The sequence below is a fragment of the Caproiciproducens sp. LBM24188 genome (assembly GCF_054130445.1).
This window is the reverse complement of record NZ_CP196862.1, coordinates 1,254,456-1,276,265: the sequence shown is the minus strand read 5'-3', so window position 1 is coordinate 1,276,265 and position 21,810 is coordinate 1,254,456. Positions and strand designations below refer to the sequence as shown.

Below are 21,810 nucleotides of genomic sequence, written 5' to 3'. Positions count from 1 at the left end.
CATAATGCGAATTATCTTATTCGCGGCGTGAGGTTGGCGCACTTTGAAAAATATTTCAATCAATCGCTGCAACGATTGAAGAAATCATAGTGTAACACAAAGACTTTCTTTGTCGGAGCGGAAACGTTGGACACCGCAAAGCCGGCACAGCCGCATTTGCGATCATCTGCATGCTGATATCCAAGTTGGCAATTGGATGTGCGATAACCCCGGCAAAGTGATAATGATACTTCTGCCCGGCCAACGTCACTGTATTGGGGGCAGCTTCCAGAGAACCTGGGAGAGGAATTTTTTAATTCCCATGTGATTGTGCCAACAATCCTTTGTGATACATAAATTATTTGGTAGCATAAGACTTCCGCCTTGTGTTATCAAATAATTATGTACTTAGCACCTCTGAGTATATAATTATTTGATAACAAGGGTAAAAGCATATGCTTCTACCCTTTATTTTTCATGGTCGAGGTGACTGGATTCGAACCAGCGGCCTCTACGTCCCGAACGTAGCGCTCTACCAAGCTGAGCCACACCTCGAAAAATTAAGCCCCGTTTTTGGGGCTATGGCTGCGGAAGAAGGATTCGAACCCTCACAAACAGAGTCAGAGTCTGTCGTGCTACCTTTACACAATTCCGCATCAACATTCGCAGCAGCGAAACAACATGGACTATTATATCAAAATATAGGAATTTGTCAACCCTCTTTTGAAAAGAAAATGCAACTTTTTAAAGATCAACAGATTTCACGAAAAACAGGTTGCTTTATCTTTTGTATTAGGATATAATTTTAAACATTATCCACTATATATTGTAAAGAATCCCAAATATCACCGTTGGAGGAATGAATATGATTTTGAATCATACCATTGAAGCCCTGCTCGACCGTCGTACCATCCGGTCGTTTCGTCCAGAACAAATTTCTGAGGAAGAACTGGCTGATATTCTGCACGCGGCAAAATATGCCCCCTCCTCCATGGGAATGCAGAACCGTCATTTTACAGTAATCCAGAATAAGAAATTATTGTCGGATATTGTTGATGCCACAGCCCGCAACGGGGGCAAATATTCACCGGGTCATACCCCCTTTTACAATGCACCCACCGTCATTGTGTTGTCTGCTCCCGAAGCATTCAAATATAACCGCGAGGACGTGGCGTGCGCCATTATGAACATTCTGCTGGCCGCTTATGCCTATGGGCTGGGCACCTGCTATATCTGCTCCGTCGTAGACGGCCTGCGTGACGCAGAAATTCTGCCGCAGCTCAAACTTCCGGAAGGATATATCCCCTTCGGCTGCGTCGCTCTGGGGTATCCGAAGGAAAACGCGCCGGCACCGAAAGAAAGGCGCGACAATGACATCAGCTATGTAAGGTAAATAGTACAGCGCCTATCAAAACGCCTACTTAAAACATTTCAATGTGAATTCCGTTTATAGCAAAACCCGCATAGATACTGGATTTTCAGTATTTATGCGGGTTTTCTATTGATTCAATTCGTACAAAAAAGATATAAGGCGTAAACGTGCGCGCAAAGCAAAACGCTCCCCACGATGTGAGGAGCGTGAATTACGTGCAGGCTCAGCCAGCTGGTGGAGGTAAACGCGCGAAATCCAAACATGTTTCTTTCATTAAAAGGATGTTCGTGCTGCTTTTGGACTATGCGAGGATTCGGATAAACAAGGCCTCGAAAACATCACTCATTTGACTCTGCATAGGTTATCATGGTGTCCTTTGATCACTGATGTTGGCAACGCTATTGTTATTGCTTAAATCAGTCAAGGGATCATAGGGCGAACCGAACAGTGTACCATCCAACAACGCGATATCAACTGCATTGGCAGGGCTTCCCCATGAATTTCCTGAGAAGACAAATATCGCTCTATCTACAACAAATCCACGTGTATTGTAAACCACATTGTCAACGATATTACCGGTTGAGTTTGGATTGAGGTAAGCTGGTTGTCTTAGCGAGTAGAAAATATTATTCTGAACGATCAAATTCTGTACATTTGACTGCGTGACAAATCCCCGGTTAACAACCCAGTCGGACGACGGACCCACCTGAGGAGGCCCAAAGATAACATTATTTGTTAACTTATGGTTTATTCCCGCAAATTGAATGAATTCAATAGCATACGGATTATTACTGGTAATCGTTAATCCATCTATTGTTACACCGTTTCCTGTAACAAGGAAGGCAATTACCGCGGCCTGCACTAATACAACTGTATCTGGGTATCCTTGTATTGTAACTCCTGCTTTGTTTATTGTTATTTGTGAAGTGATTGAATAAGTTCCACCTAACACATGAACAACGCCCGTTGGTGCTACGGCTAACACCCCTTCTTGTATTGTTCCAAATGGCTTTGCCTGTGTACCATCTCCATCAATCGCTCCAGCTTGAACAAAGATTTCAAATGGATTTGGCTGAACTGTACCAGTTGGGCCTGTAGCACCAGTTGGGCCTGTCGGACCGGTTGGACCTGTTGCTCCTGTTGGGCCGGTTGGACCATCCGATGGGCCGGTTGGGCCGGTTGGACCGGTCGAGCCTGTCGGGCCGGTTGGACCCGTTGGGCCGGTTGGACCGTCCGATGGGCCGGTTGGACCCGTTGGACCCGTCGGGCCAGTTTGACCGGTTGGACCCGTTGGGCCGGTCGGGCCGGTTGGACCCGTTGGACCGGTCGGACCTGTAGAATAGGTTAAAATGAGTGTGGGTAAATATGGTGCGTAAGAAATATTGTTAGAGGCGAATTGGACAACAGTAGTACCATCTGTGTTTGTAAGTGCCAATCCATAATTCGGAAATGTTCCATCTAACCATTGGTTAGCAATATCTGTAACGTCAAATTGTACTCTTTGATACAAATCTTCTGCTGTTACTACTCTCTGAGACGATGTTGGCGCAAAAGCTACCTGTGTGTTAAAGGTTATGGTATTAATATCAAATGGGGCAGTTACTCTGTTAACAACAACCAAACTGGGTGAAGCGCCGGTTTTAGCAAGAACTGTTAACTCAAGTATTGCACTGTCAACCCTTGTAACCGGTACTGAACTCAAATCGAATTTCAAATAACTGATCGTAAAATCGAATGATGGGTCGGTTCCAGTATAGATCGTGGGGTAAGTTGCAAAATTAGTATTTGGTTGAGCTGAGGCAACAAAGGTAGTTCCAGCTGCATTGAGTGTAATAGTAGGCATACGAGCAAACCTTCTTTTCTCATAAATTGAATAATACTCTTTTGTTCACCGATGAAGCTCATTCACTTAATTTCACGCAGGCACATATAATAACATAGGGTGCGGGTTCTTGCGCAAATTAGATTGCGGAACCTGATAAGGTGTTGATCGCTGCTCTGAATTTGCACTTGTACCTTTTCTATTGATATAATACGTGACCATTTTCGGTTTGACACAAATCAAAAATACATGTGGGACATTTCCTAATTAAATAATGAACATCCGGTCGGTTTTCATATAAGGTAAACTGAAGTTTATGGCTATTTATAAACGACAAAAAATAGGCTCGGAGCAAAACGCGGCGGGCATACAGTAATATTCATAAAAAATAGCATCAATTCCATTTATGGGAATTGATGCTATTTCTATGGTGAAGATAAAAACATCAGAGGCGAACCCCGTACGGGGTTCGCCTTATCTTGAATTGGTGGAGATGACGAGAACTATTTATTTATTCTCTTGCTGTTTTCTCCTGTTCAAATACCATGCTAAACCCTTTATTTATCAGGCTTTTTCACCTATTCTATTATAACATCATTTAAATAAAATATCTCGAAATTTAATCGTAACGTGTACCGAGCGTGTACAATCAAGTGATTTTATTAAGAATTTCAATGGCTTTCTCTTCCTCCTTGGGATATAAATGGCTATATGTATTCCAAGTCATTTCAATATCGCTATGTCCAAGCCGCCGAGCGATCTCTTGAATATTTACACCAGCGTTTGCAAGCATTGATACATGACTATGCCGAAAATCATGTATCCTAATAACATGAATACCCGCCATTTTCGCATATTCAATGTTTTTCTTCTGTACAGAAGTATCTCTTATAGCACGTACACCGCCACAAATTCTAAAATCGTCGTTATAACCTGATAATTGCTCTTGTCTCGTTTTATGGGCATTCAGGACCTCCACAAGCGGCTTTGGTAATTGCAAAGTGCGTATAGACGATTTATTTTTTGGTGCTGTCTCTCTATCGTCGCCATGAAGCTTCTGATTAAGACTGCGAGTAACGTGCAAATAATCATCACCGTCAATATCCGACCATTTCAAAGCAAAAATTTCGCCCTTTCGCAGCCCACAGTAAAACGCGATATTAAAGAACACATAATAATCCCATTCTGAATAGCTATTGCGAAGTCTCTCCACCTCTTTAGCGGATTTTAATGCCGCATTGATAAACTTCAAGAACTCCTCAGCTGTATAGTAACTCATTTCAGACTTTAATTCCAGTGTACTTTTGAAATTTCCTATTTTTTGCAGTGGGTTTCTGGGTAGGTACTCCATTCGAACAGCATAATTAAGGACTGCTCGTAGCTCTGCATAAATATTCCTCTTAGTTTTCAATGTGTAATTGCCAGCTTCAATTTGCAACTTCCAATCCTGCAAAATTTTGGCGTTTAACTTATCAAGTTTGATGTCACCAAGAATAGGCGAAATATGCAATCGAAAAATCTGTTTCTTTTTTTCCAGTGTACTTTCGCGAATCTCAAACTTCAAAGCATCAATATGCTCATGATATAGTTCTTGTAATGTAATTTTAGAAGGGGCAACACATTCTTCTACCTCTTGCAACAACTTACGCTCTAAATTCTTAGCGTTGTCCGAACCAAAAGCAACTCTCGTTAGCTGCTTTTTTGCGCCATGATTATCCAAGAAATTTATGCGCACCAAATATTTCTGGAGTCCCTCTTGCTTAACTCCATCAACCTTATAAATCGGCACCTTTAACCCTCCTAATAGGCTCTACCTCATAAAGAAAGAGCCATCAATAAAATTTGATTATAACCCTAATTTTTTCAACTTTGCACGGCGTTTCTCAAGGTCAGACACATCCAGACCCCATACAGAGTATGCAATCTCTGTATTTACATAATGAGCGGTATATGAATGAACTCCTCTTGATATCATTTCTGCGTTTACTAGCTGTTTCAGGCGGTTTATAGTAGCTGATGAATGCTTTCCAAACAACGCCTTAATATGCGAATTACCGATTTCAGGATATTTATAATAAATCGCCAATGCAGTATCAATAGCTGTAATCGGGGGAGTATTCAAATTTAGTCACCTTCCTTTTCCTTCATTAAAGCATTGTAATGCCTATAATTTATTTGATTAATAATTTTTCCATCATCTGAAAGCTGTATGGTTTTTTCATATGTAAGAACAGCACCGTCTAATTCCTTCATTGCCTCGGCCTCAGTTGTTTCATAAGTTTCAGGCTTTTTAATTCCTCTACTATGTCGCTCTATATGAAAGCCTGTTGGATAAAAATATAGCCGAGCGCCTTTTATAATAGCTTTTTTTACCTTATTTCCGTTTTCATCAACAGCGTTCACTATTTTAAATTTGTTATTGTCTTTAAACTTATCAATATCTATATCATTCGGCGCATCTAGATTTGAAAGATAAGAACTAAGATATACGCCTACATTTTTTACACTTTTAAGCGAAGTTATTTTTACAAATCCCTGACCCCATATCTTCGCTAATTTATCATTTTCTACAAAAGGGGCTTTTTCAGGGAAAATAAATATTACGTGAAAATGTAGAGACCCTGTCTGCTGGGGCTCTATTGCAGAAATATATTCTGCTTTTAAGTTCATTTTTTTTAGATAGTTTTGATATCTCATATTAAATTTTCGGAAATCATCATATACACGCTTTGCATCAGTCATGTGCACCCGATACGTGAGTGTTACCCATTGACAGTTAGCAGGATTAGTAACATTGGTATTGATTAAGTCACGTAAATTTCTCAAACTGCGTGAAATATTTTCCAGATGGCTTACCCTCAGATCAGAATGCCGAAATTCCTTAAACTCACCAGTTTTTAAGTCAATGTAATTATCTTTGTCCCATTTTTGAATACTCCCTCCCGTTTTACTTTGTTGATACCGCAATTCCGTGACATTCCCACATTTTTTTACAGTAACAGTGCTTTCAGGTGGGGGACGAACATTGTCAATTTTTTCAGATTTAATCTTTATCACCACCAAATGCCCAATTTAAATAAAATTTTAAAAAGCTGACGATTTAACATAAGAGTCAAGTTAATAAAGGAAGAAGATTTTCGTGCTACGCACAGGGGATAAAAATATTGGGTAAGGCAGTCGTTCCACTCAAAGTCCTACGGCTTTGCCTGCCCAACCCAACATTTTTGCCCCCTTAACTTAATATTTTTTTAATTCCTCCATAAAATTAAATTTTTTATAATCCAAAAACGGCGATTCAAACAACTTAGGTTTCGACCATCCCAATCCATCAAGATATATGTAACCAGTACCGACTGCGCTTACAGACTGCAAGTCCTTTATATCTTCGCCAAAGACCATACGATAAGCTTCCACACTTCCCGCTCCAAGGAAAATTCTCACAGATAAATTATCGCGCAATTCAGTCGGTATATTTTGGGAATTTGGTTGCTGGGTTGCAAGAATGGCAAATATTCCCATTTCTCTGCCTTTAAGAATAATTTCAGTTAAATTAGACATAGCCTCGGCAAATACTTTCTTGTCAGCTCCAGCGCGGAAGGCGCCTAGTTCATCAAAGATAATAAACACAGGCTTTAAACCATAATCTACAAAAGAATTACCGTATACAAACTTTTCGGCATTTTCCTTATAGTTTATGAAACGTTGCTCCATTTTTTCTTTGACAATCCTTGTAATTTTTGCAATATTGTTTACGTCTGTGGCAACAAACTCATCGCCGAAAACGTGCCGTAAGCTACCAAGGTCACTTCTCTTGGGGTCACAAATGTAAACCTCAGCACGCATTTTCTTCATTTCAAGAATTAAATAGTTTATGAACGTGGTTTTTCCGGAGCCGGTCACGCCCGCAAGGAGCATATGCGGCTGTCTAACTATATTCCAAGACAGATTTGAGGATAGAGGAATAACAGTGCTGTTATTATATGACTTAGCACTGCCATCCAAGATAATTCTCGAATCCTGCTTTTTGTTGAAAACATAATCACAATAATTAATAGTGTCCACCTTGTTATCTAAGGACAAGCCAACAAGTGAGGACAAATCATTATCAAAAGTATTCATGCTTTCAGAAAAAGCTCCACCATCCTTTATAGCTCGTATAATTATTGTTTCGCAGTCTTCATAAAAGCCGAGATTTGAAGAATAAATTATTGTATCCCCATTCTTCTTACAAAGATTATGAGAAGCCAAAAACCATTTCAAATTCTTTGCCATAGAATTATTTATACTTTTCCTATGTCTCAAAAAAGACTGCCACAGCTTGAACAGCCCAAATCCCCACGGTACAAATAAAAGAAAACTTAGAGTATTAAATACGCTTGAAATCCGAGCCAGAGCAATTGATATATTGTAAAGAAGAATAACAGAAGCACAAGATATAACAATTACAGATAGTAACTCTATTTTATACAAGTCAAAACAATCGAACAGCTTTGGCATTAAGGAAACAAAATGAAATCGCCGTTTCTTTTTCATTTCTCATCTTAACCTTTTATCCTTTCTGCACCTGTAAAAGTCGGGCACTTTTCGCAGAAGCAGAAACACGAATTTGCTTTGTATGAAAATCCTGCCATGCCTTAATTTCGAGACCATCAAAGAAAATCGGCAAAGCACTACCCGCCACCCATTCATCTTCGGGAATGAGGGGAGTTGCCCCTTCAACTTTCACAGTCAGCTTCTCATATCCAAGAGCAGGACAAAGTACCTCCAGTTTGAAAGCCTCGACAGTATCAGTTTTCTTCTCTCCCTCATAGGCATAAGATGGAGAAATTCCTACCAACTTAATATCCTTCCCAATAGTGGCAGGGGCATCAATTACAAGATTTTTTAATGAAATCATTTTAAACACACCTTTCTTTCTTCTCTTGCATTAATAATCAGTATTTGAATAAAAAATAGAACCATCCAAGTTAAAACACTTAACACCGAGATAAGCAATGAAACGCTACTGGGGCTTATTAAAACATGTCGATGAAGGAATTGGATACTCTGCCCGAACAAGTTATTTGGGTAACTTTCCCATATAACGCGATAAGTCATGTCATATCCTCTAGTTGCCCAATAGCAATGGGAAAATTCCGGTATGGTTTTCATTAAAATCGACTCAGCCCAACCCCAGAATATTATCAAGAGCAACGCAATATTGGTCATAACCCATATTGTAAATTTCTTTTTGTGTTGAAACATCATCATTCGCTTTATTCACCTCAATCATCTCTATCTAACAAATCTTCACCAATTTGCTCCATCTCCGAAAGATTCGAAGGGTCAAGATTGGGATACATTAGGGACATGGCGTCATCCCATGAGGAATCTTTGCACTCTTCGTCATCCGTGGAACTAGCACCCTTATTAACTCTTTTCTGAATATAGCGCGTTAGGTCAGCAGTAGGAGTTGTTCTTTCTTCGAGCATTAACTTCTTATACTCAATATATAAGTTGTCATCAATGTTAAAGCTGACCTGTCTTCTTTTCTTTTCCTGCTGTTTCATAAGTGAGACCTCCTAAAAATTTAGTAGTAATCTATATATGTAGATTACTACATATATTATCGTTTGTCAACATATATTTGACATTTACTCTGCACTAAATGCGGCATAACTTTAAGCTTACAGCACCGACGGCCATCAACGAACTTTCGCGGCATTAAACAAGAACCAACATAAAAAAAGCTCCCATATTTACCGATACACCGGATAATACAGAAAGCTTTCCGTTGTTATTCCACGATTATGCCAATAGAAGCGCTACACTTTGCATAGAAAATAAAATTATTCCCGCCCCCCAAATCATTCGCATAAAATTCACTCGCAGATAAAAAGCCGACCGAGGGGACGCGTCCCCTCGACCCCACTGTCGCTCCGCTGAAAAAAATAAGCAGAGAGAATAGCAATCCCCTCTGCTTATATCTTTTCCTCTACAGCAAACGAATTATGTCATCCATAACTCCATGAAAACCATTATCAATTTCTATATTCTCATGATAATGCCCAAAGAACCATTCTTGAAAATCTGTATTATCGGCTATTCTTTGGAGATATTGTTGAAATTGTTTTTCTTCATCAAGCATCTCTACGCCAAGTTCTGCAACAACATCATATGGAGCCGTATGCGTAAGAATAAAATCAACTTTAAAATCATGAATCTTTAAAGCATTTAATCCTTGTTTATACTCATCTTTGGATGGCATCTCTTCCGGCCACCAATTAACCCCTTCAACGCGGGATGATCTGTCCGTAGAAAATGCACCACCAAAGGTAAAAAATGTTTTTCCTTCGATTTGATACACCTGCCCACGCATAAGGTGTATTATGTCTGGCTCAATCTCTTGAACCTTTCCACCGTTCCAAGTGATCTCATTATATTCACTCAATATATCAAAATTTTCATGATTTCCATCAATCCAAAGCGTACTAACAGGAAGTTCTTTTAAAACCATCTTAACCGAATCATCATTCTCACCATTGTCCCAACAAACACCTACATCACCAAGAATAATAAGATAATCTTTTTTTGTTAAAATCTGCTTTTCGGACTCATCAGCAAAAAAATTAACAACTCTACCAATATCAGATAGTCCATGTGTATCTCCAGTAACATACATCATCTTTTTATTACCTATCTACTTTCTAAACCAATTATACATGCTATATAACAAGCAAAATCCCCTATTTCTTTTCTATCACATTCTAACACCTTAACCCAATCAGTAGCGTAATCATTCTTTGTAGCATAACGAGCCAACACGTTAAGAGAAGAAATAAACGCATCATGTTGAATAGTTCTACGTCTATCAGCCTCTGACCGTTCCACTGGTGTCAAAAAAAGCCATCTTGCCCTCACTTGTGCGTAGTCTACAGCACATTCCAAAACACTTAAATATAACTGTTTCCAATACTTATCCAAGTCATTTCCTGACTTCTCCATCTGCTGAAAAATAGCAACCCCGTCCCGATAATTCATTCCTTTTTATCCCCTTTCTCATTATCCTTTCTTCCCCCCATGTATCTCCAAAAATATTGATTCACAGGATCGTGTGGATCAGCTCCTGCGTTTGACCGGGGTTCACAACACCCGAAAGACGGAATATTTTCATATTTTCTCACTTCTTCAAGGACTCCACTAAACGCAGCTGCCAACGCTTCATATAAATTATTTGAATCAGCATAAACGGATATTTCTTGTGCATGTTCAGGATAATCTTTCGGAACCTGATCTCCAAACCTTTGAATCTTAATTGTTACTTGGTTCTTTCTCATAGTAGGTCAACCCTCCATAATAATAAATGCACTTTACCATCTTTGCTATATATGACTGCTTTTACTTCCATCTGGGTACAAAAAATAAGACTGTTTAGTTTCACTATCATACCGCGCAATTGGACAACCTCTAATAAGTGCCCTTATATTCTCTAAAATAACCGCTGCTCTAAAACGCAGTGTCATAATATTATCTTCATCCATTTCACATTCCAATTCTTCTGCTACCTTATTCAGTTCACCTGTTAATCTTTTTATTTCCTTACTACTAAAATTACTCATTTATCATTCCACTCCTAAATCAACCCACTTACTCGATACATCTCATTGAAATCAATTTCCGACCATCAGGAGAATTAGCATTCTTTGCATATCGTAATCCTATTCAACATTTCCTCAACTTCATTATATCTTACTTTCTGATATCCTATCAAGTTAGTTATCGAGATCTTTTTAAGTTGATTCATTGATATTTTAATATCCTTTGGCGTGTACTCGGCGTGTACAACATAAAAAATAATGCCGCAAGCCCTGATTTCACAAGGATTGCGGCATTGTGTGGTGGAGATGACGAGAGTCGAACACATTTTCTATATATCTTCTCTTATCACTCCTATTCACTTTTCATGGCTTGTAGTCTATGTTTTAAGCTGTTTAGAGGGAACAATTTCACCCCTAATCACTTACGCTAACCTATGTTATTTTTACTTCATGTCTACCCAATGTCTACCTAAAATTGCTCGTATACTGTATTTCCCTTAATTTCACTTATGATACTATTTTACTTTGTAATTGTTCGTGATCGTCATTTCCGAGTAAATAATTATCAAATATTATTTTTGGAATTAGAATTTTCTTTCCTATATGAAGAACATGGAATTTTCCGCTGTTTACTAATTCATATGCCTGATTCTTACCGATTCTCAACATGTTTCTGATTTCATCTACTGTATAAACTACTGATGCATTGTTATTGTTACAAATCTGCAAAGTATCAATCTCCAATCATTATTAAAAAATCGGAGATAACGTCCAATCGATTAATCATTAAATTACTAATTGATGCTATATTATCAATGCTCTAAATTGTTTATTTTCTTCCTAATAATTATTTCTTAAAGGGTATGTATTAACGCATAAAATAATCGTTATAAGTCTTAAAAAGCTACATCTTATAATGTTTTTCTTATAATACAGAATCGCTATTTGGTGCTGTTACCGCACTATTATTATTCGTTTTTACATATGCCTTTAATAATTTCTTGATAATAGCGGTATAAGATTTCAAGTCATTCAACGAGAAATATTCTATACTATTATATCTCTTGAAATTCTTTGCTTTACTTTCCGGCTTATCAAAACCCAATCTGGAGTAAAAATTCACTATTTGCCTAGAAGAATAAATATTATCTTGATATTTGCGGAGAAATTCTGATATACTTTTGACCTTAATATCTTTTTCTTCACCCCATCTTTTGATAAGGTAATCGTTACAAATATCCTGTAATTTATCAAAATAGCACACGGCATAATCCAACCTATTACACCAATCATCCATTAATATTGGAATTTCCTTTTTAATCTTTAAAACTGCTTTACTTCTAAATTCCAAACGATTAAAGACTGGACTGGTATGATCAGATTCAATATCTTTATTATAGTTTTCGCACTCTAAATATTCGTTCTGCACCCTTGTAGTCAAATGATCTAGGGATAGGGGGTCTGTGCTTTCATATCTGTTTTTAATATGATAGGCAACTGCTAACAATAAGCAAATACACTTATTTATTTTATGTAGTTCATTATAATTATCCTCAAAACTGTCTACTGCAAAATCTGCTCGTGCGATTCTATAGTTGCTGATTCCCATTGCATGTATAATTACAGGAAATACTTTTTGCAAATCTTCATAAGTGCTTATATATCCGTTCAACTTATTTGGATTGATGATTGCCTTATAAATGATTTCGCCTGTTGATGGATTTACTCTGTTTTTGTCTGCTTTAATACATTCTTTAACCTTATCACTTTTACAGCAAATGATGTCATTTGTAGCAATACTTATAGTATGTATTCCGCAGCTCATATTTTTCATCTTATTAAGTTTTTCTTTGTTCAATGTCTTTACACCTATAGCCTTTCTGCATTGAACGTGATAGCGTGATATATCAACCCACTTTCATAATTTACCTTATATTTCACACTTGTTCACAATTTATTTACAATTATATGGATTGTTTGTGGTATCATAAGGATAGTAAAAATTGAAGAAATAAGATTGAATATCTCAATTAGTAATGGGAAATACATTCTAACTCGCAATTAGAATGTAGAGATTCACCTTTTGGGCGTATTCTCCAACTTATATTATGACACTTGTCTATGAATATGGCAAGTGTTTTTTCTTTTGTTTACAAAAAATTCACATATAACATTATTCAACCCTGCTGTATGGTCGTAAAATTCTAATATAGCCACATAAAAATTAACAATAAAAAGAGTGGGAATTTCACCCACTCATAAATTCCTATTTATAACCTTTTAATTAAAATAATTCTGTGATTTTTTCTTTTAATATATTCCTGTCCCAAAGTATGACATCATTAGCTTGGGCTAGATCAATTGCAGATGGTGTAAAATAATTATTAGTTACAACTATAACTTTATCACAATCATAGAATCGTTTTCCAGCTACTGCTTCTTGTACTGCTGAATTGCCTACAGTGCCACTATAGCATTTTGCTTGAATGCCAATGCGTTTATCGCTTTTTTGGGCAATTACATCTATTCCTTGGTCACTGGACTGTTTTGTTACTTCGGCACTATATCCCATTTTTAAATATAATTCACAAATAAAATGCTCAAATTCATTTCCATTCATCATATCAACATCATCTAAAGTATAGCAAATGGTAGGCTTTGTAATCGTGTCACTATTTTTGAGTCTGTTCTTAAATGAATTTTTACGAAGTTTTTCTCCTATAGTTTCAAAAGCAGCTTTAACATTTTCAAAAAATGCAGGAAAATAGTTACCGCCGACTATGTATTTTTTATACATTATATAAAATGTAAAATAAGCAAGAACTGCTTCGGCTTCATGGTTAATTTCGTTACACATTATAACAGATTCAATATATCTATCTAGCATACCATCAGCTTCACTAGAAATATTTTCTGCTAGTTTAATATCGAGATATACTTCATAGTTTTCTTGCCAAATAGGCGCAAAGTGCTTCGGAGCTGCTCTTGTAATAAGTTCCCACGCACAATGCTTTTTGTCATCTTCTTCAATTCCGTATTCTTCTTCCAAAATATCAGAAAAATCGTTTATTGCTTGATATAATGGTTGCATTTCAGATAATAACTTTTTGTTTTCAGTTGCATTACTATCAAACATTTCATAATCATCATATCGTTTAACACCAAATAATCTTTGTAAAATAATGAATGCATCATGATTTAGCAATACTTTTGATTCGGAACATTCTAACAAGTTAGCGGCCATGTTTACTATATCATTATTCAAATTATTACAAATCGAACATATTCTATTGTTCTCATTGGTTAAATAATCTTCAATCTGTTTATTATAATCTTTAAAATAATTCTCAACTGTATCTGCTTGAGCTTTAGTCATACAAAAAACTAAATTCGCTATTTTAACAATATAATTTGTATATTTAGTAGGGGTTACAGTCACTGGGACTAAAATATCTTTCGGAAGTTCAATGATATTGGAAACAAGTTTTCCCGCACAATACAATCTTATGTTATTTTCCTCAAACTTTGCCGTTAATGGAAAATCAAAAAACTTATTACTTTTATCGTCCCAAAATTGAACATTTTCCACTTCCATTTTTTTTAATTCCATAATCATTGAAATCCTCCTCAAATAAATATGGTCAAACCAGTTTTCTTTATTATATCACAATATCATTATGGTAACATTGATAAAATATATTTATTCGGTACAAAAAACAGCCTGTAAGAAACGAATGAAACAACTATGCACATTTATAGAGAAAATAATATCGAGAAAAATGTAAAATACCCCCACGATACTGTTTTTAATTTATTCTGCTTATGTTTTAGAAGTAATTAGCAGCTTCTATACTCTTATAGGTAAATTATAAGGTCAAATAGTTTGTGCCGTAATTCTTTATAATTTAACATAAATACATACTAAGATAGAATTCCCCTTCTATGGGGTTACTGTGGGGCATACTAACCGCTCTTAATACTTTCATTAAAATGTGGAAAGTGGCTGAAATAAGCTTGTATAAGCGTATAAAGCAAGAGAGCGGTTTATTTTCCGCTCTCGAATTCTTTTACTCTCCTATAAAATGTATTCGGTTTCAAGTCTAATTTTTGCATAGCCTTTTTTGCTGAAATATCTCCGGCTTTCCATGCCTTGTAAACACTCTCAAAGGCTTTTGTATCGACTTCTATTGCTTGTCTACCCTTGTATACCCCTTTGGACTTTGCAACCGCTATGCCCTCACGCTGTCGGTCTAAGATATAATCTCTTTCAAGCTGTGCCATTGCTCCGAATACAGTTAGCATGAATTGTCCTGCTGCTGTATTGGTGTCAATGGTTTCTTTTTTGCTGATAAAGGTTACGTTTTTTTCTTTCAGCTGTTCAACCAGTTCCAATAGGTCTTTCGTGTTCCTTGCAAATCTGCTGATAGATTCAACTATAACGGTGTCACCCTCACGAACGTAATTCAACATAGCTTGAAGCTGAGGACGCTCTGTATTTTTACCGCTTAACTGATCGACATAAACTTTATCCACGCCTAACTCTTGCATAAGAATTTCTTGTCTAGCGATATTCTGTTCTGCTGTTGACGTTCTGATATATCCTACTTTCATTATAATCACTCTCCTGATTGATTTTGTACCTAAATTATACCATCAATCAGCGTGTATGTCAATAGGATATACTTTATTTATGACATATATTTCAATATTGTTTTACGGCTTATATGACACATTTTATACATTGTCACATGGGTATACTCCAATGACATATTTGTTACTATTAAAAGCTTATGTATTAGCAGTCTATTACTATAGCCTTTCATTTATTGTTATTATTGGGATGATTTATCATATTGGAAACTTGCGTCATACCATTCAGTACATCCATAGCATTTTCAGGGTTATCTAGCATTTTATCAAAGAAACTTTTCACAACATCCGTTTGAGCATTTTTTTCGTATAGTTCTGATTGCTTATCCATCTGGATTTTTATCTTTTCTATTTCGTTATTACATTGTTCTTTTATTTTCTCAATTTCAGTATTATTGAGTTGAATCTGCTTGTTTAATTCTATTTTGCTCTTATATGTAGCACTAATAAATGCAAGCAAAGCAGTTAAAATTGGCACACAAATTTGAACAATAATATCTTTCATTTTACCGCTACCTTTCAAAACACATTTTGCTATACTTATCTAGTATAAAATTATATCATTCTGTAAAATATTGTCAATATTTAGGCTTTTTAGATTTGTTGTATCTACAGCTTTTATTTGTGGTTCGGAATGATGTTCGGTAAAGTCTAAAAAATCCGCATGATTACTGTATTTTATCTCCAAAAAAGTGTAAAAATAACATACTTGTTCGGTAATAAAAATTATACCTATAAATGAGAAATATCACACAAAAATAAGGAATAGCCACAGCGGTTATTCCTTACTTTCTTTTTGGCTTTCTGCTTCTGCAACTTTTTCTAACGTTGCCTGATGGGTATCGTCAAACATATGAGTATAAATCATTCCTGTTGTTGATGGTGTAGAGTGGCCTAAAACCTTGCCGATTTCAAACAATGGTATTCCTTGTTCATTTGCGACACTGGCAAAAGTATGGCGTAAGCCGTGTATCGTTAAAGGCGGCAATTCGCTATTATCAATCAGTTTTTTAAGCTTTCCAGAAAGATAATTTGGTCTATATGGTTTTCCATCATCACGAACCACTACATAACCGCTGTCCTCATACAGTTCACCGAAATATTCTTTGTTTTTCTCCTGTCTGGCTTTTTCTGTTAATAGCAATTCAACAATGTCCGCTGGAATCGAAAGCGTTCTATTTGATGATTGATTCTTGGTATCCTTATCAATAATTTCTGTTCCGGCTATTGTCCGTGCTTCGCAGATTCTTATTTTTTTATTATCTAAATCAACATTTTTCCACTTTAAACCGCATACTTCCTCACGCCTAAGACCTAATCCCCCTGCTAACTTAACTGTAACCTCTAAATCAGTATTTTTCACCAATTGATATAATTTTTTCAAATCATCAAGATGATAGAATTTAGCTTCTCTATGCTGCTTTTGCGGTGGTTCAACTTTATCAACCGGATTCTGCAATATTTGTTCCTGCTTGACTGCTGTCCCTAACACAAGATGAAGCATATCATGGTGTTTTCTGATTGTATTCAGCGATAATTTGTATTGATTCTTTAGTTGTGTATAGTATTTCTGTATCTGTGTCGGCTTTAAATCTTGAATAGGAATAGAACCCAATAGTGGAGAAGTGTACTTGTCAATCATACCTTTGTAAAAATGATATGTTGTAAGCTGTCGGTTAGGTTTTACCACGTTTTCCATCCAATAGTCAAGCCATTCCTTTAATGTTGTCTTTTTTGGTATGACCAACTGCCCTTTTGTCTTATTCGCTTCAAATTCTTTCAATGCTGTTTTAGCTTCTGATTTTGTTCGGAAAGTCTTTGAAACCTTTACTCTTTTTCCGTTTTCATCTTTGCCATAGTCCATATTGACGTAATACAAGTCTTTGCCGCTGTCATAGGATATATTTTTTTCTACTGTTTTCCGTGCCATAATGTCTACCCAGCTTTCAAAAATGTCTACCTGATAATCACATTATAGCACTTAGATTTAGAGATGTCTACCTAAATGTCTACCTATTGTATTGTTAATTTTAATATGCACTATATATAGATAAAATTTATAATAAAAAGCACCATATCTTGCGATACAGTGCTTAATTCATGGTGGAGATGACGAGAGTCGAACTCGTGTCCGAAAATCACTTACCAGAGCTTTCTACGAGTATAGCTTATGGTTTAACATTCCCTCTGCGCCGCGCCCATAAGCAGGCTCAGCGCATTAGTAGCCTTTCAGTCATGACAGGAGCAAAGGCATCCTCCTGTTCACGTTCACCGCTCATCGACGCCTTTATCCAGGCCGCGGTACTCCCGGTAAAGACGGCAGCGTTAATTAGGCTGCGTACGCCATCCCATAATTGTAGTTATAGTTAGCGTTAGAATTTTTGTCATTTAATTTAAAGGTGCGAAATTAAAGCGTTCCGCGTCGCTACTCGCTTACTCAGGCTCGCAATCCCCGTCGAAACCTTTACATCCCCATATAAACGGTATTGCTCTTCTGAAGGATAGACACACTTCTTAATGTGATCCATCCTTATTATAATATGCGCCGATAAAAAGTCAATTCAACTTTGTGAAAAATATTTACCAGAACCTTTTCCAGCGGCTTACCGGTTCCGCTCCTTTATGGCACGCTGGATATCGCGCTTCGCGGCGCGTTCCGCCATATCGGCGCGTTTGTCGTACAGTTTTTTGCCCTTGCACAGACCAACCTGCACTTTTACGAGGGAACCCTTCAGGTACACAGAAAGCGGAATCAGGGAATAACCATCCTGCTTCACCAAACCGAATAGGCGCATTATTTCCCGCCGGTGCATCAGCAGGCGGCGCACCCGCATAGGGTCACGGTTAAAGATATTCCCCTGTTCGTACGGGCTGATATGCATCCCGTTCACCAGAAGTTCGCCCTTGACAATGGAGCACCAGGAATCCTTCAGGTTTACCTGCCCTTTGCGCAGCGATTTTACTTCGGTGCCGCAAAGTTCAATTCCAGCTTCCATGCTCTCCTCCACAAAATAGTCATGGAAAGCTTTTTTATTTTGAGCAATCGTTTTTAAATTTTCAGACGCCATAAAAAGCCCTCCTTCTATTCTGTTGGATTCAGAGAATAGCATAATTTATCCGAATTGTCAAGACACTTTATATGGGATAATGTGTTCATCAAACAAACTTCTTTCCTTTTTCAAATAAACTCCTTTCACCAACACCCCTCAAACCCTTGAGAATACTGGCTTGTTATTCTCTTCCAATTTCCCATTTAATTCCTCTTTCCTTATTCCTTACTTCCTAAAGTTCTTTCATTTCTCAATTTTTAGGGCAAAAAATGAAAATAAAGTGCTTTTAGGATTGAGGTTTAAGGGGGAAGGATTAAGGGGGGATTTTGTCCATTTCTCCTCTCCATTTTCTTTTCCATCTAATCTTCTAATCCGTTGATTTATCTGGCTTTCAACCTTATTCCTTGTTCCTTATACCTATCAATCTTCTAAACAAAAAACCATAGTTCCAAGGCATTCCTTAAACCTTTTTCCTATGGTCTCCTGAAACAACTTTATTTGCATTTTAAAAAGAATTTGCAAAATGAAAGGAGTTTATTTGATGTAGACATAGATATAGGTTTAAGTGAAAAGGTTTAAAACCTTGATAATATTGTAAATAAATGTTTTCATTTAAATCCAACATGCAATCCAGTAGTTATGAAATTAACAACTTATTTTTTTGATATTTCAAATTTGGACAATTACATTGATAATCTTCATTATTCTTTTTTATTAAAGAATTACACTTACTACAATATATTACCTCATAAAAACTTATAACATTATTTGTAAACTGTTTTATTTCATCCTTAGATACTCCTTGTGCCCACTCATTATAATGGCACCCATTTGTATTTCTAATAAACTTAGAACTATTTATGGCATCCAATACTTTTGAGTTTAAATTATAAAATTCTTTATTCTTCTTTAGTTGCGAATATAAATTATTCCAAATATCAGAAATTGTATATTTATCCTGATACTTAGCAGGAATTGATAACTCTAGAGAATATCGTAATTTTGATAATAGTAATTCTAAGAAAAGACCAGTCGCAGAAGCAAGTATACTTTTATCTGTTCTAGGATTATTCATAAGTTCTATTAATTTTTCAATTTCTGACTTAGTATCATCTAGTATAGGTCCTTCATCTTTCACCCACTCGCATATTTCAATATTTCTAAACTTATTATTTCCACCATATAATTTTTCTAACTCAAGAATTTCCTTATACAAAACAATATCGTGAGTTGTAATAATTAATTGATGTTCTTTGAATTCAGTAAACAAAAGATTTATTATATTAATTCTATGTGCAGCATCAACTGATGTAAGTATATCATCTAAAATTAAAAATTTTAAATCCTTATTTTTTAAACATTCTCTTTTATATAACGCTAAAAATATCGACAATCCTAAAGTATCAAGATGCGCTTCACTATAATATGCTCTTGGGTCTTCACTATCCTTCTCATAGAAACTTGCTTCTATTATAGCACTTCCCTTGCTTGAAGAATCTTTTATTTTTAAATCAATACCACCTATATTTTCTTCAGGATGCATCCTATTATAGTAACTATTAATATCCTCTCTAATATCATTGTAAATTTCTTGAACGGAATTTTTACGCTGACGAACTAATTCTTCATAAAATTGCTTAGTTATTAAATATCTTTTATAAAAAAGATTATATTTATTAATTTTCTTATTTAAATATATAAAATTATCATATACAACTTTTAAGTCATTTTTAAATCTAATTGCTTGGTCAACTAATAAAACAGTATTATTTGGAAGCACCTTGTCACTATACTTATTTTTTAGGTGATTAGCATTTATGTAAATAGATTGGTCCCAATTTGGTAGATTCTTTTCAATAATGTTTTCTTCTATACTTTTAGGAAGCAATTTTATAAATATTTCAATATTGTCCTCGATAATTTTACATAAATATTCTATATTATCGTCATTCAGTTCTTTATTTATGCTTCTAATCTTAATTACATTATCTTTCCACCATTTAAGTTCTGACTGCAATATATTATAATCTTTTTGAAATTCCTTTTTAATTGTTGAATATTCTGAGTTTTCATCTATTCTCTTTTTTACTCTTTCTATAACACTTGATACATCTATAGGACTTTCACAAAATGGGCATAAAGATTTATTATCTTCCTGTAACCATTGAATACCTGTAAGAAGAAATTCCTCATAAAAAACAATCGTTTTTTTCTGAACTAAATCAAGTTTTGAGTTAATATTCTCAAAAATTTTTTTTGCGAATTGTTCAGGTGATGTTTTATCAATTACTTCATTTAATAAATTCAAAAGATTCCTAATAACTGCATCATTACTGATATTACCCATGCTTCTTACATAATCATCAACTTTTTTTATGTATTCTGGTATTTCCTCTAAATTCTTTAGAACTCCTAAATTAAATTGCTTTCCTCTATTTATAAGTATTGAGATAATATTATCATTAGTAACTAAATTTAAATCCATTATATCAAGAGCAGACTGAATACTCCTCTTATGATTCTCAATCTCTGTTTTGAGACGACTTAATTCCTCTTGAAATCTATCAACTACCCCTTTAGAAGCATTTTCGAATTTATTTATTTCGGTAAGTGGTAAGAATTGTTTTAATAAATCATATCTTTCCTTGGGTTGAGCAAAAACTGCATTTAATAGTTGAGAACGTCTTAATATATTTATATTTCCATTTACGCTATTATTTATTTTATATGCTATTGTACTTTCATTAGGTTCCTCTCGGTTGGATAATATACTCCCGTCTTGAAACTCCACTTGAACCTTTATATCTTGAAAATTCGCAGATATATTAGGAGCATGTTTTTGTAATGATACTTCTCTACATGATGATGAAATATGTTTAATATCCTTTGTTAATGCATATTCAATACCATCAATAATTGAACTTTTACCTTTACCATTTTCACCAAAAATAATTAAAGATTTGTTATCTAAATCTAAATATGTATTACACCTTATTCCCCTTAAATTCTCAATTTCAATACTTTTTATCATATTTTGTTAACCCCCTGCTCAATAGCCTTATAAATCTCCTCCTGATTATCATATTTATTTTGTTCAAACAAATCTTTAAAAATATTACTATATTCTTGCAACCAATCTTGTTGTAAATTTAGTTTATCAATTGTATTATACAATATTTCGGATGCGAACGATTTATCATCCATCCTTATCCACCCCAACCTTCTAAAAGTTACTGACAAAAAATACTCTTTATAGTATATTATTCGATATGAATCTTCAATTTCCTCTATTTCCCATAATATAAATTTATTATTCATACTTCATATAGAAACCACATAAAGAAACTTGTTATCCTTATA

Annotated in this window: 20 protein-coding genes, 2 tRNA genes, 1 other RNA gene and 2 pseudogenes; 1 reads left to right on the top strand and 24 read right to left on the bottom strand. The window is 35.5% G+C overall.

Annotation, left to right across the window (positions count from 1 at the left end; translation table 11 throughout):
* Positions 1-457: 457 nt before the first annotated feature.
* Both ACSVDI_RS06110 and ACSVDI_RS06105 read right to left on the bottom strand, forming a co-directional pair.
* Positions 458-534, bottom strand: a tRNA-Pro gene (locus ACSVDI_RS06110).
* 27 nt (positions 535-561) lie between these two features.
* Positions 562-635 (bottom strand) — tRNA-Gln (locus ACSVDI_RS06105).
* Positions 636-844: 209 nt separating this feature from the next.
* Here ACSVDI_RS06105 and ACSVDI_RS06100 point away from each other — a divergent pair.
* On the top strand, positions 845-1,372 hold the full coding sequence (locus ACSVDI_RS06100; protein ID WP_457945419.1) for a nitroreductase family protein: 528 nt from the start codon (positions 845-847) through the stop codon (positions 1,370-1,372).
* A gap of 1,096 nt (positions 1,373-2,468) precedes the next feature.
* On the opposite strand, the pseudogene ACSVDI_RS06095 reads toward ACSVDI_RS06100, so the two are convergent.
* The 22 genes and pseudogenes from ACSVDI_RS06095 to ACSVDI_RS05990 all read right to left on the bottom strand — a co-directional run.
* Positions 2,469-2,696, bottom strand: a pseudogene (locus tag ACSVDI_RS06095) (hypothetical protein); the annotation flags it as partial.
* Positions 2,697-2,723: 27 nt separating this feature from the next.
* Positions 2,724-3,194: pseudogene (locus tag ACSVDI_RS06090) on the bottom strand (DNRLRE domain-containing protein); the annotation flags it as partial.
* 628 nt (positions 3,195-3,822) lie between these two features.
* Positions 3,823-4,962 carry a tyrosine-type recombinase/integrase gene (locus ACSVDI_RS06085; RefSeq protein ID WP_457945418.1) on the bottom strand — a complete coding sequence of 380 codons (1,140 nt, stop codon included), beginning with the start codon at positions 4,960-4,962 and terminating at the stop codon, positions 3,823-3,825.
* 57 nt (positions 4,963-5,019) lie between these two features.
* Positions 5,020-5,295: a hypothetical protein gene (locus ACSVDI_RS06080; RefSeq protein ID WP_457945417.1), complete on the bottom strand. Its 276-nt coding sequence runs from the start codon at positions 5,293-5,295 to the stop codon at positions 5,020-5,022.
* A 2-nt stretch (positions 5,296-5,297) separates the two neighbouring features.
* Positions 5,298-6,230, bottom strand: coding sequence for a rolling circle replication-associated protein (locus tag ACSVDI_RS06075; RefSeq protein ID WP_457945416.1), 933 nt, complete (start codon positions 6,228-6,230; stop codon positions 5,298-5,300).
* A 180-nt stretch (positions 6,231-6,410) separates the two neighbouring features.
* On the bottom strand, positions 6,411-7,706 hold the full coding sequence (locus ACSVDI_RS06070; RefSeq protein ID WP_457945415.1) for an FtsK/SpoIIIE domain-containing protein: 1,296 nt from the start codon (positions 7,704-7,706) through the stop codon (positions 6,411-6,413).
* Between the two features lie 16 nt (positions 7,707-7,722).
* The gene (locus ACSVDI_RS06065; RefSeq protein WP_457945414.1) at positions 7,723-8,070 is read right to left on the bottom strand and encodes a hypothetical protein; all 348 of its coding nucleotides are present in this window, start codon (positions 8,068-8,070) and stop codon (positions 7,723-7,725) included.
* A gap of 367 nt (positions 8,071-8,437) precedes the next feature.
* Positions 8,438-8,722 (bottom strand): hypothetical protein, encoded by a 285-nt coding sequence (locus tag ACSVDI_RS06060; protein ID WP_457945413.1) that lies wholly within the window; start codon positions 8,720-8,722, stop codon positions 8,438-8,440.
* 425 nt (positions 8,723-9,147) lie between these two features.
* Positions 9,148-9,837, bottom strand: a complete 690-nt coding sequence (locus tag ACSVDI_RS06055; protein WP_457945412.1) for a metallophosphoesterase family protein — start codon at positions 9,835-9,837, stop codon at positions 9,148-9,150.
* A gap of 11 nt (positions 9,838-9,848) precedes the next feature.
* Positions 9,849-10,193 (bottom strand): hypothetical protein, encoded by a 345-nt coding sequence (locus ACSVDI_RS06050; RefSeq protein ID WP_457945411.1) that lies wholly within the window; start codon positions 10,191-10,193, stop codon positions 9,849-9,851.
* The gene (locus ACSVDI_RS06045; protein WP_457945410.1) at positions 10,190-10,489 is read right to left on the bottom strand and encodes a hypothetical protein; all 300 of its coding nucleotides are present in this window, start codon (positions 10,487-10,489) and stop codon (positions 10,190-10,192) included. Before ACSVDI_RS06045 ends, ACSVDI_RS06050 begins: the two co-directional genes overlap by 4 nt.
* 45 nt (positions 10,490-10,534) lie before the next feature.
* On the bottom strand, positions 10,535-10,771 hold the full coding sequence (locus ACSVDI_RS06040) for a hypothetical protein (RefSeq protein ID WP_457945409.1): 237 nt from the start codon (positions 10,769-10,771) through the stop codon (positions 10,535-10,537).
* Positions 10,772-11,257: 486 nt separating this feature from the next.
* Positions 11,258-11,479, bottom strand: coding sequence for a helix-turn-helix domain-containing protein (locus ACSVDI_RS06035; RefSeq protein ID WP_457945408.1), 222 nt, complete (start codon positions 11,477-11,479; stop codon positions 11,258-11,260).
* 196 nt (positions 11,480-11,675) lie between these two features.
* Positions 11,676-12,608, bottom strand: coding sequence for a hypothetical protein (locus ACSVDI_RS06030; protein WP_457945407.1), 933 nt, complete (start codon positions 12,606-12,608; stop codon positions 11,676-11,678).
* Positions 12,609-13,034: 426 nt separating this feature from the next.
* Entirely contained in the window at positions 13,035-14,366 is a 1,332-nt protein-coding gene (locus ACSVDI_RS06025; protein ID WP_457945406.1) for a restriction endonuclease, read from the bottom strand.
* A 428-nt stretch (positions 14,367-14,794) separates the two neighbouring features.
* Positions 14,795-15,361 (bottom strand): recombinase family protein, encoded by a 567-nt coding sequence (locus ACSVDI_RS06020; protein ID WP_457945405.1) that lies wholly within the window; start codon positions 15,359-15,361, stop codon positions 14,795-14,797.
* Between the two features lie 208 nt (positions 15,362-15,569).
* On the bottom strand, positions 15,570-15,905 hold the full coding sequence (locus ACSVDI_RS06015) for a hypothetical protein (protein ID WP_457945404.1): 336 nt from the start codon (positions 15,903-15,905) through the stop codon (positions 15,570-15,572).
* 273 nt (positions 15,906-16,178) lie between these two features.
* Positions 16,179-17,330, bottom strand: coding sequence for a tyrosine-type recombinase/integrase (locus tag ACSVDI_RS06010; RefSeq protein ID WP_457945403.1), 1,152 nt, complete (start codon positions 17,328-17,330; stop codon positions 16,179-16,181).
* Positions 17,331-17,501: 171 nt separating this feature from the next.
* Positions 17,502-17,874: a transfer-messenger RNA gene (gene ssrA / locus ACSVDI_RS06005) on the bottom strand.
* Positions 17,875-18,003: 129 nt separating this feature from the next.
* On the bottom strand, positions 18,004-18,468 hold the full coding sequence (smpB, locus tag ACSVDI_RS06000) for an SsrA-binding protein SmpB (protein WP_457945402.1): 465 nt from the start codon (positions 18,466-18,468) through the stop codon (positions 18,004-18,006).
* 619 nt (positions 18,469-19,087) lie between these two features.
* A complete protein-coding gene (locus tag ACSVDI_RS05995) occupies positions 19,088-21,481 on the bottom strand; it encodes a hypothetical protein (RefSeq protein ID WP_457945401.1) in 2,394 nt (797 codons plus the stop codon).
* Complete coding sequence (locus ACSVDI_RS05990) at positions 21,478-21,654, bottom strand: hypothetical protein (RefSeq protein ID WP_457945400.1); 177 nt, start codon at positions 21,652-21,654, stop codon at positions 21,478-21,480. Before ACSVDI_RS05990 ends, ACSVDI_RS05995 begins: the two co-directional genes overlap by 4 nt.
* Positions 21,655-21,810: the final 156 nt, after the last annotated feature.

What these genes read in the sequence shown, in the direction of transcription:
- ACSVDI_RS06100 (WP_457945419.1), top strand. Translation starts at nt 845, where the DNA reads ATGATTTTGAATCATACCATTGAAGCCCTGCTCGACCGTCGTACCATC.
- ACSVDI_RS06070 (WP_457945415.1), bottom strand. Translation starts at nt 7,706, where the DNA reads ATGAAAAAGAAACGGCGATTTCATTTTGTTTCCTTAATGCCAAAGCTG.
- ACSVDI_RS06065 (WP_457945414.1), bottom strand. Translation starts at nt 8,070, where the DNA reads ATGATTTCATTAAAAAATCTTGTAATTGATGCCCCTGCCACTATTGGG.
- ACSVDI_RS06060 (WP_457945413.1), bottom strand. Translation starts at nt 8,722, where the DNA reads ATGAAACAGCAGGAAAAGAAAAGAAGACAGGTCAGCTTTAACATTGAT.
- ACSVDI_RS06055 (WP_457945412.1), bottom strand. Translation starts at nt 9,837, where the DNA reads ATGATGTATGTTACTGGAGATACACATGGACTATCTGATATTGGTAGA.
- ACSVDI_RS06050 (WP_457945411.1), bottom strand. Translation starts at nt 10,193, where the DNA reads ATGAATTATCGGGACGGGGTTGCTATTTTTCAGCAGATGGAGAAGTCA.
- ACSVDI_RS06045 (WP_457945410.1), bottom strand. Translation starts at nt 10,489, where the DNA reads ATGAGAAAGAACCAAGTAACAATTAAGATTCAAAGGTTTGGAGATCAG.
- ACSVDI_RS06040 (WP_457945409.1), bottom strand. Translation starts at nt 10,771, where the DNA reads ATGAGTAATTTTAGTAGTAAGGAAATAAAAAGATTAACAGGTGAACTG.
- ACSVDI_RS06025 (WP_457945406.1), bottom strand. Translation starts at nt 14,366, where the DNA reads ATGATTATGGAATTAAAAAAAATGGAAGTGGAAAATGTTCAATTTTGG.
- ACSVDI_RS06020 (WP_457945405.1), bottom strand. Translation starts at nt 15,361, where the DNA reads ATGAAAGTAGGATATATCAGAACGTCAACAGCAGAACAGAATATCGCT.
- ACSVDI_RS06015 (WP_457945404.1), bottom strand. Translation starts at nt 15,905, where the DNA reads ATGAAAGATATTATTGTTCAAATTTGTGTGCCAATTTTAACTGCTTTG.
- ACSVDI_RS06010 (WP_457945403.1), bottom strand. Translation starts at nt 17,330, where the DNA reads ATGGCACGGAAAACAGTAGAAAAAAATATATCCTATGACAGCGGCAAA.
- smpB (WP_457945402.1), bottom strand. Translation starts at nt 18,468, where the DNA reads ATGGCGTCTGAAAATTTAAAAACGATTGCTCAAAATAAAAAAGCTTTC.
- ACSVDI_RS05995 (WP_457945401.1), bottom strand. Translation starts at nt 21,481, where the DNA reads ATGATAAAAAGTATTGAAATTGAGAATTTAAGGGGAATAAGGTGTAAT.
- ACSVDI_RS05990 (WP_457945400.1), bottom strand. Translation starts at nt 21,654, where the DNA reads ATGGATGATAAATCGTTCGCATCCGAAATATTGTATAATACAATTGAT.